The 14,937-nt window shown below is 72.3% G+C and carries 17 protein-coding genes; 9 read left to right on the plus strand and 8 right to left on the minus strand.

Annotation, left to right across the window (positions count from 1 at the left end; translation table 11 throughout):
• Positions 1-84: 84 nt before the first annotated feature.
• Positions 85-807, plus strand: coding sequence for a FadR/GntR family transcriptional regulator (locus BMY04_RS16005; RefSeq protein WP_091183113.1), 723 nt, complete (start codon positions 85-87; stop codon positions 805-807).
• On the opposite strand, the gene BMY04_RS16010 is transcribed toward BMY04_RS16005, so the two are convergent.
• The 5 genes from BMY04_RS16010 to BMY04_RS16030 all read right to left on the minus strand — a co-directional run bounded on the left by BMY04_RS16010 (position 791) and on the right by BMY04_RS16030 (position 6,197).
• Positions 791-2,038 (minus strand): mandelate racemase/muconate lactonizing enzyme family protein, encoded by a 1,248-nt coding sequence (locus tag BMY04_RS16010; protein WP_091183115.1) that lies wholly within the window; start codon positions 2,036-2,038, stop codon positions 791-793. The genes BMY04_RS16005 and BMY04_RS16010 overlap by 17 nt on opposite strands.
• Positions 2,035-3,063: an aldo/keto reductase gene (locus BMY04_RS16015; protein WP_091183118.1), complete on the minus strand. Its 1,029-nt coding sequence runs from the start codon at positions 3,061-3,063 to the stop codon at positions 2,035-2,037. The genes BMY04_RS16010 and BMY04_RS16015 overlap by 4 nt, the downstream gene beginning before the upstream one ends.
• The gene (locus BMY04_RS16020) at positions 3,060-3,947 is read right to left on the minus strand and encodes a carbohydrate ABC transporter permease (RefSeq protein ID WP_091183120.1); all 888 of its coding nucleotides are present in this window, start codon (positions 3,945-3,947) and stop codon (positions 3,060-3,062) included. Before BMY04_RS16020 ends, BMY04_RS16015 begins: the two co-directional genes overlap by 4 nt.
• The gene (locus tag BMY04_RS16025) at positions 3,944-4,906 is read right to left on the minus strand and encodes a carbohydrate ABC transporter permease (RefSeq protein ID WP_091183123.1); all 963 of its coding nucleotides are present in this window, start codon (positions 4,904-4,906) and stop codon (positions 3,944-3,946) included. Before BMY04_RS16025 ends, BMY04_RS16020 begins: the two co-directional genes overlap by 4 nt.
• Before the next feature lie 61 nt (positions 4,907-4,967).
• Positions 4,968-6,197 carry an ABC transporter substrate-binding protein gene (locus tag BMY04_RS16030; RefSeq protein ID WP_170854180.1) on the minus strand — a complete coding sequence of 410 codons (1,230 nt, stop codon included), beginning with the start codon at positions 6,195-6,197 and terminating at the stop codon, positions 4,968-4,970.
• Between the two features lie 272 nt (positions 6,198-6,469).
• Between BMY04_RS16030 and dapE the strand changes: the two genes are divergently transcribed.
• Positions 6,470-7,564, plus strand: a complete 1,095-nt coding sequence (dapE, locus tag BMY04_RS16035; RefSeq protein WP_091183129.1) for a succinyl-diaminopimelate desuccinylase — start codon at positions 6,470-6,472, stop codon at positions 7,562-7,564.
• A 28-nt stretch (positions 7,565-7,592) separates the two neighbouring features.
• On the opposite strand, the gene BMY04_RS23560 is transcribed toward dapE, so the two are convergent.
• On the minus strand, positions 7,593-7,724 hold the full coding sequence (locus BMY04_RS23560; RefSeq protein WP_269766229.1) for a hypothetical protein: 132 nt from the start codon (positions 7,722-7,724) through the stop codon (positions 7,593-7,595).
• Positions 7,725-7,923: 199 nt separating this feature from the next.
• Between BMY04_RS23560 and BMY04_RS16040 the strand changes: the two genes are divergently transcribed.
• The 5 genes from BMY04_RS16040 (at position 7,924) to BMY04_RS16060 (ending at position 10,494) form a co-directional block, all read left to right on the plus strand.
• On the plus strand, positions 7,924-8,712 hold the full coding sequence (locus BMY04_RS16040) for an LOG family protein (protein ID WP_091183134.1): 789 nt from the start codon (positions 7,924-7,926) through the stop codon (positions 8,710-8,712).
• Between the two features lie 88 nt (positions 8,713-8,800).
• Complete coding sequence (locus tag BMY04_RS16045; RefSeq protein ID WP_091183138.1) at positions 8,801-9,169, plus strand: DivIVA domain-containing protein; 369 nt, start codon at positions 8,801-8,803, stop codon at positions 9,167-9,169.
• Entirely contained in the window at positions 9,166-9,657 is a 492-nt protein-coding gene (locus tag BMY04_RS16050; protein ID WP_091183141.1) for an SRPBCC family protein, read from the plus strand. Before BMY04_RS16045 ends, BMY04_RS16050 begins: the two co-directional genes overlap by 4 nt.
• On the plus strand, positions 9,654-10,286 hold the full coding sequence (locus BMY04_RS16055; protein WP_091183145.1) for a DNA-3-methyladenine glycosylase I: 633 nt from the start codon (positions 9,654-9,656) through the stop codon (positions 10,284-10,286). Before BMY04_RS16050 ends, BMY04_RS16055 begins: the two co-directional genes overlap by 4 nt.
• A gap of 40 nt (positions 10,287-10,326) precedes the next feature.
• Positions 10,327-10,494: a DUF3117 domain-containing protein gene (locus BMY04_RS16060; RefSeq protein WP_091075091.1), complete on the plus strand. Its 168-nt coding sequence runs from the start codon at positions 10,327-10,329 to the stop codon at positions 10,492-10,494.
• Positions 10,495-10,587: 93 nt separating this feature from the next.
• On the opposite strand, the gene glgA is transcribed toward BMY04_RS16060, so the two are convergent.
• Entirely contained in the window at positions 10,588-11,772 is a 1,185-nt protein-coding gene (glgA, locus tag BMY04_RS16065; RefSeq protein WP_091183535.1) for a glycogen synthase, read from the minus strand.
• Between the two features lie 194 nt (positions 11,773-11,966).
• Between glgA and glgC the strand changes: the two genes are divergently transcribed.
• Complete coding sequence (gene glgC / locus BMY04_RS16070) at positions 11,967-13,187, plus strand: glucose-1-phosphate adenylyltransferase (RefSeq protein ID WP_091183148.1); 1,221 nt, start codon at positions 11,967-11,969, stop codon at positions 13,185-13,187.
• Positions 13,188-13,853: 666 nt separating this feature from the next.
• Here the strand turns inward: glgC and BMY04_RS16075 are convergent.
• Positions 13,854-14,549 carry an O-methyltransferase gene (locus tag BMY04_RS16075; protein ID WP_232506447.1) on the minus strand — a complete coding sequence of 232 codons (696 nt, stop codon included), beginning with the start codon at positions 14,547-14,549 and terminating at the stop codon, positions 13,854-13,856.
• A 131-nt stretch (positions 14,550-14,680) separates the two neighbouring features.
• Between BMY04_RS16075 and BMY04_RS16080 the strand changes: the two genes are divergently transcribed.
• A complete protein-coding gene (locus BMY04_RS16080) occupies positions 14,681-14,902 on the plus strand; it encodes a biotin/lipoyl-binding carrier protein (RefSeq protein ID WP_091183151.1) in 222 nt (73 codons plus the stop codon).
• Positions 14,903-14,937 lie beyond the last annotated feature (35 nt).

A 14,937-nucleotide genomic window follows, 5' to 3' on the forward strand; every position in this document is an offset into this window, starting at 1 on the left:
GACACTCCCTGCCTTCTCCGGGGCGCCGAAAAGGGGGGAGCGCGCCCAGGGCGGCGGCCGCCCGCACGGAATAGGGTCGGTGCCATGGCGCCCTACCCCCGACGCGGTCGTCACGGGGAGGTCGTCCACGAGCTCGGGCTGCGCATCGTCCGCGGTGACTACGCGCCCGGACAGATCATCGACATCGACGCCCTCGAGCAGGACCTCGGGGTCAGCCGCATCGTCATCCGTGAGGCCCTGCGGGTGCTGAGCGCGAAGGGGCTGCTGGACTCGCGGCAACGGCTGGGGACGTTCGCGCGCGAGCGCACGAGCTGGAACCTGCTCGACAGCGACGTGATGATGTGGCGGCGCGAGGCGCAGCGCGACGACGACACGCTGCTCGCCGACCTCGGCGAGCTGCGCGACGTGTTCGAGCCGGCCGCGGCGCGGCTGGCGGCCGTGCGCCGGACCGACGCCGACGTCGCCGCCCTCGAGGACGCCGTGCGCCGGCTGGGCGAAGCCGGGCGCGACGTCTCGGCGATCGCGGCGGCCGACATCGACTTCCACGTCGGGCTCCTCGCCGCGACGCACAACGAGCTCTTCACCCGGCTGGACGTGCTGGTCGTGCACGCCGTGGGCGCACGCGACCGCATCCTCCACATGCCCGGCGGGCCGGCGTGGCGCGACCCCGTGCCGGACCACCTCGGCGTGCTCGACGCCGTGCGGCGGGGCGACGCTCCGGGCGCCTTCGAGGCGATGACCTTCCTCACGCGCGAGTCCGACCGCGACCTGCGCTCCGGCGAGCCCGCCTTCACCGCGGTGCGCTAGCCGAGCCCGGCCAGTCGAAGAAGTCGCGGTCCTCCGGCCGCAGGTACCGGCGGGTGGCCTCCACGTCGAAGCGCACGCCGAGGCCCGGGGCGTCGGGCACCTGGATGAAGCCGTCGACGACGATCCGGCTCGGGAGCCCGGTCACGATGTCGTACCACCAGGGGTCCTCGGCGACCGGGTACTCGAAGGCGATGAAGTTGTCGGGCAGGGTCGCGCAGACCTGGACGAGCGCCGCCAGCCCTAGCAGCCCGTCGTGGACGCCGTGCGGCGCCACGCCGATGCCGTAGAGGTCGGCGAGCTCGGCCACCCACTTCAGCTCGGCCATCCCGCCGACGTCGAGCATCTCGGGCCCGATCACCCGCACCGCCTGCTGCCCGATCAGCTCCCGGAAGTTGTGCCGGAGGTAGATCTGCTCGCCCGTGTGGGTGGGGGTGGACGTCGAGCGCGTGAGCTCCTTGTACTCCGCGACGTGGACCCAGGGGACGAAGTTGCCGGACAGCAGGTCCTCGCCCCACATGATCCCGAGCGGCTCGATCTCGCGCATCACCCGGATCGCGTCGCTCACCGTCCAGCCCGGACCCATGTCGAGGGCCAGCCCGATCTCGTCGCCGAGCTCGGACTTCATGGCCCGGACACAGTCGACGATGTGCCGCAGCCCGCGCGGCGTCAGCGGACCGCGGTTCGGGTGGGTGTCTCCCACGCGACCGTCGTTGAACGCGAGCCCGCGGGTGGTCTGGACGCTGTAGTCGTGGAAGCCGACGCCTTCCTTGATGATCGTGAAGCCCTCCGCGGCGGCCTTCATGTGGCGCATCCGCGAGGCGTAGTCCTCGGGCGTCGTCCCCCGCGAGGGGTAGTGCTCGCGCCCGACCCCCTCCGGGCCCGGGCGCACGCCGCCGTTGTAGACGCGGACCCGGTCGCGGACCTTGCCGCCGAGCAGCTTGTGGACCGGGACGCCGTAGTAGCGCCCGACGAGGTCGTGCAGCGCCAGGTCGATGGCGGAGACCACCGCTCCCCACGGCTTGAACCCGCCGCTGCGGCGGATGGCGAGCATGCAGTGCTCGATGTCGGTGGGGTCGAGCCCGATCAGCAGGTCCCGGAACATCGGCACCACCGAGATGACCTGCGGGACGGACCACTCGGCCTGCCCGAACCCGTCGACTCCCTCGTCGGTCAGCACGCGGATGACGGGGTTGCGCCCGATGAGCGCCCCCCTGACGTCGATGATCTTCACGAGGCGCTTCCTTCCACGTCGATCCAGTGCTCGGGCGAGGGTCTGAGCTCGGCGAGCTCCTCCCACAGGGCGTCCGGCAGCGGTTCGACCGCCTGCTCGAGGAGGCTCGCCAGCCGGTCCGGTCGCGAGACGCCGACGACCGTCGAGTCGACGCGCGGGTCGCGCAGGGAGTGCTGCAGGGCTGCGGTGCCGAGAGTCGTCCCCGCCCGGCGGCAGGCGGCCGCCATGGCCGCGACGGCCGCCGCGGTCGCCGGACGGACGGGACGGTAGGCGTAGCGGGTGATGCCCGCCTCCGGGCGGGCCAGCACGCCGCCGCCGAAGACCGCCGCGTTGACGACCCCGACGCCGTCGGCGGCGCAGCGCTCGAGGAGGGGGCCCGCGCTGCCGTCGACGAGGGTCCACCGGTTGTGGGTGAGCAGCACCTCGAAGACCCCGAGGTCGAGGTAGCGGTCCATCACCGAGACGTCCCCGCCCGCGAGGCCGAGGTGGTCGACGACCCCCTCGTCGCGCAGCGCGACCAGCGCCTCGACCGCGCCGCCCGGCCCGGTCAGGGCGGCGGCGTCGTGGTGCTCCGGGTCGTGCAGGTGCAGCAGCGGCAGGTGGTCGACGCCGAGCCGTTCCAGGCTCTCCTCCGCCGAGCGCCGGACCCGGTCGCCGGAGTAGTCGCCGTCCTTCGCGTCCACCTTCGTCGCGAGCAGGAAGTCGTCCGGGACACCGCCGGCGAGCCGTACGGCGCGACCGATGCGGGCCTCGCTGCGGCCCTCGGAGTACCCGTTCGAGGTGTCCAGGAAGCGGAACGGGCTGCCGAGGACGGCGCGGACGAGGTCGACGGCCTGGTCGTCGGTGATGTCGGTGCCGTACTTGGCGGGCATGCCCCCGAGCGGCGCGGCGCCGATGCAGACGGCCGACACCTGCAGGCCGGTGGCTCCGAGGGCTCGGCGCCAGGAACCGACGGCGAGCTGCGGGTCCGCCCCCGGACGCGTCCCCTCCCGGGTGGTGCCCGGGTGCTGCTCCGGCTGCGTCATCCCTTGACCGCGCCTTCGCTGAGGCCCCGGATGAGCAGCCGCTGGGCGGCGATGAAGACCACGACCGCCGGCAGGCTCATCAGGAGGGAGGCGGCCATGAGCTCGCCCCACTGGATGCCGTTCTGGTCGATGTAGAAGCCGAGGGCCACCGACAGCGGCCGCAGGTCGGCGCCCTGGGTGAAGACGAGGGCGAACAGGAACTCGTTCCAGGCGAGGATGAACGAGTACATCGCCACGGCCACGAGCGCCGGCCGGCACATCGGGATGACGACCTGGAGCAGCATCCGCGGCAGCGAGGCGCCGTCCATGATCGCCGCCTCCTCGATCTCGCGCGGGATGTTGTCGAAGAAGCCCTTCATCAGGAAGATCGCGATGGGGAACACCGCCATCAGGTAGACGAGGACCAGCCCCTGCCGGGTGTTCATCAGGTTCAGGTGCCGCAGCGTGATGAAGAACGGCACGATGACGACGACCCTCGGGAACAGCTGGGTGAACAGGACGGACACGAGCAGCGTGTTCCGGCCCGGGAAGCGGTACCGCGAGAAGCCGTACGCGCCGAGCAGCCCCACCACGATCGCCACGACCGTCGTTGCCACCGAGATCACCACCGTGTTGAGCAGCCCCCGCAGGATCTGCGGGTTGCCGAGCACGGCCGAGAAGTGCTCGAACGTCACGGGGCTCGGGACCCACTGCGGCGGCGTGCTGTAGAGGTTCTCCGTCTTCGTGAAGGCCGTCGAGATCGCCCACAGCACCGGAAGGAAGCTGAAGGCCGCGAGCAGGAGCGCGCCGGCGTAGACCAGCACGTACACCGGTGCGCGCCGCGCGGCCCGGGACCGGCGTCGGCTCCGCGGCGAGCGGGCGGCGGGCAGGCTCACGGCGGTCACAGCGACTGCTCCCCGTGCGCGCGGGCCACACGCCGGCTCAGGGTCCCGTGGACGACGAAGACCACGAGCGCGGCCACGAACAGCAGGACGCTGAGGGCCGACGCCTTGCCGAAGTCGAACAGCGAGAACCCGGTCCGGTAGATGTTGATGCCGAAGGTCAGCGTCGCGTTCGCCGGCCCGCCCCCGGTCATGATCATGATCGTGTCGAACGAGTTGATCGAGCTGACGACCTCGAGGACCAGGGCGATCGCGATGAGCCCGCGCAGCGACGGGAGCGTGATGTGCCGGAACGTCTGGTACCAGCGCGCCCCGTCGAGGGCTGCCGCCTCGTACTGGTCCTGGCCGATCCCCTGGAGCCCTGCGAGCAGCAGCAGCATGACGAACGGGAAGCCCTGCCAGGAGTAGGTGAGCATGACCGCCCAGAGGGCGAAGGTCGGGTCACCCAGCCAGTCGGTCGCGAGGGCTCCCAGACCCACCGCCCGCAGGGTCTGGTCGACCACGCCGATGTCGCCCTGCAGCATCCAGCGCCACAGGTTCGCCGCCACGACCGACGGCAGGGTCCAGGGGATGATCACCAGCACCCGGAGCCAGACCGTCCCGCGCACCCGGGCGTTGAAGAGCAGCGCGCCGACGAAGCCGAGGACGAAGCGGATCACGACGGTCCCGGCGATCCAGCCGAGGGTCCGCAGGGCGATCGGGAGCGTGTCCGGGTCCGCGGCGACGGCGGCGAAGATCTTCAGGCCGGCGAAGACCGGGGTCAGCAGCGGGAGCTGGACGGTCGAGAAGCTGAACACGACCGTCTGCACCAGCGGGTAGACCATCATCGCGAGGATGAGGACCATCGCCGGCAGCACGAGGACGTAGGCCGGGCCCCACTTCTGCAGGGCGATCCGTCGCCTCCGCGAGCGCGCGGCGCTGACCGACCCGCCCCGCGGGCGGTCGAGGCTCGCGAGGGTCATCGCGGGGTCCGTCCTGCCTGGCGGCCCGGGCGCCCCGGACGACGCCGGGGCCGCCGGGCGGTCACGAGCCCTGCAGGGCGTCGAGCTGCTGCGCCATCGAGTCCGCCGCCTGCTGCACGGACTTCTGCCCGACGAGCACCTTCTGCAGCTCGGTGACGATCGCCGTCTGCATCGGCGTCCAGTTGGCCACCTGCGGGAGGCTCCGCGAGTCGGCGAACGCCGCGGTCGACACCGCGAACTGCTTCTTGTTCCACGGGGCGACGTCGTTGGACCTGATGATCGCGGGCGTGGTCGGCATGAGCTCGCCCTGCCGCTTGGCGTCGGCGAACCAGGACAGGAAGACCTTCGCCGCCGCAGGGTTCTTGGCCCCGACGGGCAGGCCCATGGTCCAGCCGCCGCCGCGGTTCACCTTGCCGGGCATGGTGACCATGCCGTAGTCGATGTCGGGGTGCTTGGCGAACTCCGTCATCAGCTGGGCGCCCTGGCTCACCATGGCGACCTTGCCGGCCTCGAACAGCGGCACCACGTCGCGGGTGACGGTGAAGTTCGGGGTGCCGGACGGGACGACGTGGTACTTCGTGTAGAGGTCGGCCCAGTAGGTGAGCCCGGCGACCGCCTCGGGCGAGTTGATCGTCGCCTTGGTCTGGTCGGCGTTGAAGATGTCCCCGCCGTGACCCCAGATGCACTGGGCGATGAAGTCCATCGCGTTCGCGGGGTCGCTCAGGTCGGCGGCCATGCCGAAGCCGGAGACGCCGTCGCCGCTGAGCTTCTGCGCGTCGGCCAGGAACGTGGCGTAGTCCCAGTCCGCCGTGGGGTACGGCAGGCCGGCCTTGTCGAAGAGCGACTTGTTGTAGTAGAGGAACGACGAGAACGCGTGGTCGGGGATGCCGTACTGCGTGCCCTTGAAGGTGCTCGCCGTCCAGACCGCCTGCGCGTACGCGCTCTTGTCGATCTTCTCCGAGGCGACGAAGTCGGTCATGGGCTGCAGCAGGTTCTTCGCGGCGATCGAGGAGAGCATGCTGACGTCGAGGTCGACGAGGTCGGGCGGGGTGCCTCCCAGGGCCGACGAGGTGAACTTGTCGGCGTAGCCCGAGATCGGGAGCAGCTCGAGGTCGAGCGTGATCTCGGGGTGGTCCGCCTTCCACGCGGTCTGGATCGCCTGGACGTTCGGCTCCCACCAGCTGCCGACCCAGACCGTCACCGTCCCGCTCGCGGGTCCGTCCGAGGCCGCCGGCGACGCACCGCCGGAGCACGCTGCGAGAGCGAGCGCGAGGGTCGTCGTGGCCACCACGGCCACCGACCGTCGGAGCTGCTGTCGTCCAGCCCTGAATGCCTTGAGCACTAACACTCCTTTGTCTTAGTCACGTGGTGGCTCACGTGTGCGGTCCAGATATATATGATTTATTTCTGGCCCACAAGGGTCTGGTTGGCAGACGACCCAGGCGGCCGTCGCGTCGGTGCGCGGCGACCGGTCCGGGTCGGCGGCGTCCCCCGCAGGAGGCGTCGTCATCCACGGCCGAGCGGCGGGCCGATGGTTCTTGGAGCCTCGGTAGGGTCGCGCGCATGACCACGCAGCCCGACGGGTCCCTGCCCCGGCTCGACCTCACCGCCGACCTCACCGACCTGCTGGTCGCCCTGGTCGACATCGAGTCCGTGAGCGGTGACGAGGGGCGCGTCACCGACGCGATCGAGGCGGCGCTGCGACCGCTGGACCACCTGGAGCTGGAGCGCGACGGCGACGTGCTGTTCGCCCGTACGCAGCTCGGCCGCCCCGAGCGCGTCGTGCTCGCGGGGCACACCGACACGGTCCCGATCGCCGGGAACGTCCCGGCCACCGTCACCGGCGAGGGCGACGAGCGCATCGTCCACGGGCGGGGCGCCTGCGACATGAAGGGCGGCGTGGCCGTGCAGCTGGCCGTCGCCGCCGCGCTCACCGAGCCGTCGCGCGACCTGACCTTCATCTTCTACGACCACGAGGAGGTCGAGGCCGAGCTCAACGGGCTCAACCGCATCGCCCGGGAACGGCCCGAGCTGCTCGAGGCGACGTTCGCGGTGCTGGGGGAGCCCTCGAACGCGCGCGTCGAGGGCGGCTGCCAGGGCACGATGCGCGCCGAGGTCACCCTGACCGGCCTGGCCGCCCACTCCGCGCGGTCGTGGATGGGCCGCAACGCGGTCCACGCCGCGGGTCCGCTGCTGGAGCGGCTCGCCGCCCACACCTCGGCGCAGGTCGAGGTGGAGGGGCTGGTCTACCGCGAGGGCCTCAACGCCGTCCGCATCACCGGAGGCATCGCCGGCAACGTCATCCCCGACCGCTGCGTCGTCGAGGTCAACTACCGCTTCGCGCCGGACAAGGACGCCGCTGCGGCCGAGGCGTACGTGCGCGAGGTCCTGGACGGCTTCGACGTCGAGATCACCGACGTCGCCGTCGGCGCGCGCCCGGGGCTCGACCGCGCGGTGGCGGCCGACTTCGTCGCGGCGGTCGGCGGGGAGGCCCACCCCAAGTTCGGCTGGACCGACGTCGCCCGCTTCTCCTCGCTCGGCGTCCCGGCCGTGAACTTCGGCCCCGGCAACCCGAGCAAGGCGCACGCGGACGACGAGTTCTGCCCGACGGCGGACCTGGTCACCTGCCGCGACGCGCTGCTGCGCTGGCTGGGCTAGGCGGCCTGCGGCAGCTGCGTACGCCCTGTCAGCCCTCCTCGGCCGACCAGGTCGGGGGGATCCACTCGCCGAGGAGGTTCGCGGCGATGAGCGTGCGGCCCTCGGGGTCGTAGAGCAGGACCACGCCCGGCACCTGGGTGAGGGCGACGAGCGCGGCCATCTGGTCGGTCGGGACCGGCAGGGCGTGGCGCTCGTCGTCCTCGGTGACGACCAGCAGCTCGAAGGCACCCCCGTCCGGCTGCGCCTGCCAGTTCGCGTTGACGAACCGGACCCTGCGCGTCTCGTCGCTCGCCCCGGCTACGGCCCCAACCTGCCACGGAACACCGGCGCCGGCCGGCGGCTCGACCTAGGGTTCTCGTGTGGCTGAGGTGAACGGGGTGGCGAGTGCGACGACGGCCGGGACGACGGGCGCGGAGACCGGCGTCGAGCGGCCGGCGGACGCGGAGGGCGCGGAGCGGACGACGACCGACCAGCGCCTGCTCGAGAGCCGCGGACCGACCGACTGGGTGCACACGGACCCCTGGCGGGTGCTGCGGATCCAGTCGGAGTTCATCGAGGGCTTCGGCACGCTCGCCGAGCTGGGGCCCGCGACCGGTGTCTTCGGCTCGGCGCGCACGCCGGTCTCGCACCCGCTCTACGCGGCCGCCGAGGAGATCGGCGTCCGGCTGGCCCAGGCCGGCCAGGCCGTGATCACGGGCGGGGGACCGGGGATCATGGAGGCCGCCAACAAGGGCGCGGCCCGCGCCGGCGGCGTGTCCGTCGGGCTCGGCATCGAGCTGCCGTTCGAGACCGGCCTGAACCCGTACGTGAACCTCGGCATCAACTTCCGCTACTTCTTCGCCCGCAAGACGATGTTCGTCAAGTACGCCCAGGGCTTCGTCGTGCTGCCCGGCGGCTTCGGCACCCTGGACGAGCTGTTCGAGGCGCTCACACTCGTCCAGACGCGCAAGGTGACGTCGTTCCCGGTGGTGCTCTTCGGGCGCGACTACTGGAGCGGCCTGGTGGGCTGGCTCCGGGAGAGCGCCCTGGCCCACGGCACGGTCTCGCCCGGCGACCTCGACATCTTCACCGTCACCGACGACGTGGCCGAGGCCGTCGCGACGGTGGTCGGCAGCACCGAGCCGGTGGCGGCCGAGCGCCCCGAGTAGCGCTCGGTGCGGCCTGGACCCGAGTGGCTGCCGGGTGGACGGAGCGTTCGAGCGGCCAGCACGCGAGCGGCCAGGTAGAACTGTCCCCATGGAGTGGTTCATCGCCGCGGTCGCGGTGGTCGCGCTGGGCGTGGCCGCCGTCGTCGCGGCGGGAGGCGGAGGCTCGATGAGCAGGGACCCGGTGCGCGACACGTACGCCTCGACGCTGCCCGAGGGGCGCTTCGACGGTCCCGGGGTGCGGCGGCTGCGCTTCGGGGTGGCGCTGCGCGGCTACGCCATGGACCAGGTCGACACGGTGCTGGACCGGCTCGCGGGAGACCTCGAGGCGCGCGACACCCGCATCGCCCAGCTCGAGGCCGAGCTCGAGGCCCGGGGCCGGAACGCCGGTGCCGGGCGTGGTGGGCGGGCGGCCCCGGTCGGCGGAGCCGTCGACGCCGCCCCGGAGCAGCGCCGGTGAGCCTCCGGCTGGAGGTGAGCCGGGTCCTGCGCGCACGTCCGGAGCGCGTCTGGGAGGAGCTCGTCGACTGGCCGCGCCAGGACCTCTGGATCCCGTTCACCCACGTCCGAGCCACCGGCGCGCGTACCCGCGGCCTGGGGACCCGGGTCGCGGCGCTCAGCGGCTTCCGGCTCGGCCCGGTGCCGGTCGGCCTGCTGGACCGGTTCGTGGTGACCGGCTGGACGCCGCCCGACCAGGCGGCGGCGGGCTCGGCGGCCGAGCTCGCCGTGCTGCACCTGGGCCCCTACTTCACCGGCGAGGGGTCGTTCAAGGTCTGGCCGGACCCGGACGGCGCCCGGCTGGTCTGCACCGAGGTGTTCACGCTGCCGGGCGGCGCCGAGCGGCTGCTGCGCCCGGCGCTGCCCGTGATGCGCCGGGCGTTCGCCGCGAGCCTCGCCACGCTCGCCGAGGTCGTCGAGGCGCCGGACGCGCAGGCCGCCGCCGCGTGAGCGCCGACGCTGCGCGGGGACCCGACGGTTTCGTGCGCTGCCCCTGGTCGTTGTCAGCGCCGGAGTACGTCGCCTACCACGACACCGAGTGGGGCTGGCCCGTGGACACCGTGGCCGGGCTCTACGAGCGGCTGACGCTCGAGGCCTTCCAGTCGGGCCTCGCCTGGATCACCATCCTGCGCAAGCGGGAGGGGTTCCGGCGGGCGTTCGCCGGCTTCGACCCCGCGGTGGTGGCGGGCTTCGGGGAGGACGACCGGGCACGGCTGATGGCCGACGCCGGCATCGTCCGCAACGCCGCGAAGATCGACGCCGCCCTGGCCAACGCCCGGGTGGTCGCGGACCTCGGCGAACGCTTCGTCGACCTGGTCTGGTCGTTCCGCACGCCGTCCCCGCGGCCCGGGCCCGACGAGTTCCGGGCCGTCACGCCCGCGTCGACGGCGCTCGCCAAGGCGCTGAAGCGCGAGGGGATCCGCTTCGTCGGGCCGACGACGGCGTACGCGCTGATGCAGGCGACCGGGCTCGTGGACGACCACCGCAGCGACTGCGAGGTCCCCGACGCGGCCGTCCTGCACGCGGCGGTCGAGGCCGCTGCTGCCCGGCGTGCGGAGGACCCGGGCCGTACTGGATAATTGGACGAAGACCACGATCCCTAGCAGATGAGGATGCACGATGGCTGCGATGAAGCCGCGGACCGGTGACGGACCGATGGAGGTCACCAAAGAGGGTCGCGGGATCGTCATGAGGGTGCCCCTCGAGGGGGGCGGGCGCCTGGTCGTCGAGCTCAACGCGACCGAGGCGACCGACCTCGCCGAGGCGCTGAAGGGCGTCATCGGCTGAGCCGACCGTCACGACGAACGAAGCAGGCCCCGCGCGACGCGCGGGGCCTGTGTCGTCTCCCGGCCGTGGAGGCCTGCTCGTCGCCCGGCGAGGTCAGCGGCTCCCGTGCGCGGCGATGGCCGCCCGGTAGACGTCGGCCGTCTCGCCCGCGATCTTGGCCCAGCTGAACTCGTCCACGCAGCGCTGCCGCCCGGCCAGCCCGAACTGCTCCGCCCGCGCGCGGTCCGCCGTCAGCGCGTTGACCTTGGCCGCGAAGTCCGCCTCGAAGCCCGCGACGAACGCCGGGTCGTCGGCGCGCGCCGGGTCGTACGGCACGAGGTAGCCCGTCTCGCCGTCGACGACCACCTCGGGGATCCCGCCGACCGCGCTCGCCACGACCGCCGTCTCGCAGGCCATGGCCTCCAGGTTGACGATGCCGAGCGGCTCGTAGACCGACGGGCAGGCGAAGACGGTCGCGTGCGACAGCACCTGCCGCACGCTGGCGCGCGGCAGCATCTCCTCGATCCAGATCACGTTCCCGCGGCTCTCCTGCAGGTGCGCGAAGGCGTCGCCGATCTCCCGGGCGATCTCGGGGGTGTCCGGCGCGCCGGCCAGCAGCACGAGCTGCGTGGCGGGGTCGAACTGCTCGGCCGCCCGGACGAGGTGGATCAGGCCCTTCTGGCGCGTGATCCGGCCGACGAACACCACGGTCGGCGCGTCGAGGGCCATGCCGATCGACTCGACCACGTCGGTGCCGGTGTCCGGCTTGAACTCGTCGGTGTCGATCCCGTTCTTGACCACGTGCAGCCGGGACGGGTCGAGGTCGGTGTACGACTCGAGGATCCCGGACTTCATGCCCTCGCTCACGGCGATGACCGCGTCGGCGGCCTCGAACGCGGTGCGCTCGGCCCACGAGGAGAGGCGGTAGCCACCGCCCAGCTGCTCGGCCTTCCACGGCCGGTGCGGCTCGAGGGAGTGCGCGGTCACGACGTGCGGGATGTCCTGGTAGAGCCCGGTGAGCAGGCCGCCCAGGTTCGCGTACCAGGTGTGGGAGTGCACGACGTCGACCTCGGGCACCGACGCGACCATCGAGAGGTCGGCGCCGAAGACCCGCAGCGCGGCGTTCGCGCCCGCCGGGTAGGTCTCGGCGTGCGCGGTCGCGCCGGGTCTCGGCTCGCCCATGCACTGCACGTCGACGTCCACGAGCTTCTGCAGCTGCGGGACCAGCTGGGCGACGTGCACGCCGGCCCCGCCGTAGATCGACGGCGGGTACTCGCGCGTCAGGATCGACACCGACAGCCGGCGGTCGGGTGCGGCGGCCTCGTCGGTCGGCGCAAGCGTGTCGGCGTCCTGGACGTCATCGGCAGGGCTCATACGCCGTATCTTCTCCCCTCGTCCGGAGGGGGCGGCGCCGGGTGCGGCGGTCCTGGTGGGCCTCGGACGGCGAGCCCACCCCGCGTGGCTGGAGTCACACGGTGGTCTAGGTTTTCCGCATGGCCGTGCCACCGAAGGTTCTGTCCATCGTCCTCGCCGGTGGCGAGGGCAAGCGCCTGATGCCCCTGACGATGGACCGGGCCAAGCCGGCCGTGCCCTTCGGCGGCACCTACCGCCTGATCGACTTCGTGCTCTCGAACCTCGCGAACGCCGGCATGCGCCAGATCGCGGTCCTCACGCAGTACAAGTCCCACTCTCTCGACCGGCACATCTCGCTGACGTGGCGCATGTCGACCATGCTCGGCAACTACGTCACGCCGGTGCCGGCGCAGCAGCGACTGGGCCCCCGCTGGTACCAGGGCAGCGCCGACGCGATCTTCCAGTCGATGAACCTCATCCGCGACGAGAAGCCGGACTACGTCGTCGTCTTCGGCGCCGACAACATCTACCGGATGGACGTCTCGCAGATGCTCGAGGCGCACATCGACGGCGGGCTCGGCCTGACCGTGGCCGGCATCCGGGTGCCGCGCTCGCAGGCGTCTGCGTTCGGCGTGATCGACGCCGACGCCTCGAACAAGATCACCGAGTTCCTGGAGAAGCCGGCCGACCCGCCCGGCACCGCCGACGACCCGGACGCCTCCTTCGCGTCGATGGGCAACTACATCTTCACGGCGCGTGACCTGATCGAGTCGCTGGCCGAGGACGCCGAGCTCGCCGACTCCCGCCACGACATGGGCGGCGACATCGTGCCCAGCTTCGTCAGCCGGGGCGAGGCGCAGGTCTACGACTTCACGCAGAACAACGTGCCCGGGTCGACCGACCGTGACAAGGCGTACTGGCGCGACGTGGGGAGCATCGACGCCTACCACGAGGCGCACATGGACCTCGTCTCGATCGACCCGATCTTCAACCTGTACAACTCCGAGTGGCCGATCTGGACCTACCCGGTCCAGCAGCCGGCGGCGAAGTTCACGCTCCGCGGCCTCGCGCTCGACTCCCTGGTCAGCCCCGGCTGCATCATCTCCGGCGGCTCGATCGAGAGCTCGGTCCTGTCGCCCAACGTCCGCGTCGACGAGGGCTCCAAGGTCGACCACTCCGTGCTGCTGACCGGCGTCCGCGTCGGGCACCGGGCCATCGTGCGCGACGCGATCCTCGACAAGAACGTCGTCGTCCCCGACGGCACCCAGGTGGGGGTGAACAAGGCGGCCGACCTCGCCCGCGGCTACACCGTCTCCGACGGCGGGATCACGGTGGTGGGGAAGGGGATCACGGTCTCTTAGGTGCTCGCTCCGTGTCGTCTGTCCTCGCTCCGCTCGCACGCTCGCGGCGCTCCGGTCCGACGTGCTGTCTGTCCTCGCTCCGCTCGGACGCTCGCGGCGCTCCGGTCCGACGTGCTGCGTGTCCTCGCTCCGCTCGGACGCTCGCGGCGCTCTGGTCCGACGCCTTCCTCCCTCCCGCTGACGCCGGCGGCATAAGCGCTGGCCGGATGAGCCGTCGGCGTCATCGTCCGGTCGTCCAGGCGTCGGCGCGCCGCTCGGCGGTGGTCGAGTGCCCGTGGAAGGGCCGCGCCCGCTGAGCTTGTGGGCGGGCACGCGTCCTGAGCTCGGGGACAGGTGCGCTTCCTGAGCTTCTGGAAGGGCATACGCCGCGAGCCGGTCGAGGGGCTTTGCGACCGAGAGCGCCCTTGAGGTGGGTTCGCAGCACGCCAGCCCGGAGAGCGAGCGTGCGAGCGGAGCGAGCACAGACAGCACAGCTCGCCGGCCAGCGTTCCGACTGCCGGCACAACGAGTCGCTGGAGTGCAGGGCCCCCTTCGTGAGCGTCGGCTCCGCGAGCAAGGGCGCCGACTGCCTCTCGTACGCAGCCGCCTGACCACGAGAACGCAGAACGGGTGAGTTCCTGCACCACCATGGTGCAGGAACTCACCCGTTGTCGTTGGTGGCCCTCGTCAGCGCTTGACGGCGGCGAGCAGCCCGTCGCCGACGGGCAGCAGGGTGGCGACGAGGTCCTCGTTGTCGCTCACGGCCTCGAGCGCGCTGCGCACGCTGAGGGTCTCGTCGTCGTCCTGGGCGGTGTCGGCGGTCTGACCGTGCCACAGGGTGTGCGTGACGATCAGCAGCCCTCCGTGGCGCAGCAGCCGGAGGCCCTGCTCGACGTAGTCGCCGTACTCGAGGGTGTCGCCGGCGACGAGGACGAGGTCGTACGCCCCGTCGCTCAGCTTGGGCAGCACGGTGAGCGCGTCGCCCGCGATGAGGCGGAAGCGCTGGCTCGGGATGCCCACCGAGCCGAAGACCTTGCGCGCCTGGCGCTGGTGGTCGGCCTCGAGGTCGACGCTCGTCAGGATCCCGTCGGGCTGCATGCCCGCGAACAGCGCCAGCCCCGACTGCCCGGTCCCGGTGCCGATCTCGACGACCGCGCGGGCCTGCACGGCCCGGGCGAGGAACGTCAGCGCGGTGACGGTGCCGCGGCTGAGCGGCTCGAGGCCCAGCGGCTCGGCCTCGACGCGCGCCTGCGTGGCCGCGTCGCCCTCGGCGGCGAAGTCCTCCGCGAAGACCCACGACGCCGGCGTCGGCGCCGCCTCCGGCGAGCTCGGGATGCCGGGCGCGGTGGCGCTGGACGCGGACGAGGCAGGCGTAGGGCTCACCGGCCCACCTTATCGAGGGACGCCGCCGGCCGCCCTGCCCGCGACGGCGGGTGAGCAGCGACCGACGGACGGCCCGGGGCCGCTGCCGCGGTGGCACCGGGCGGGGTGCGGGGCTCACTAGGATGCGGCCCATGAGCCACACCGTCGTCGCCGAGCTCGTCGCGGCCGTCCTGAAGGTCGAGGTCGAGGTCGGTCAGCGCGTCGCCGCCGACGACGCCGTGGTCATCCTCGAGTCGATGAAGATGGAGATCCCGGTGCTCGCCGAGGTCGCCGGCACGATCGCCGAGGTGGTCGTCGAGGACGGCGACGTGGTCACCGAGGGCGACCCGCTCGTCGTCGTCACGCCGGCCTGAGCCTGTCCTGAGGCGCCGAGGGGCCCGCGTCCCTA

This window comes from Microlunatus flavus (genome assembly GCF_900110855.1).
In the GTDB taxonomy this organism is placed as follows: domain Bacteria; phylum Actinomycetota; class Actinomycetes; order Propionibacteriales; family Propionibacteriaceae; genus Microlunatus; species Microlunatus flavus.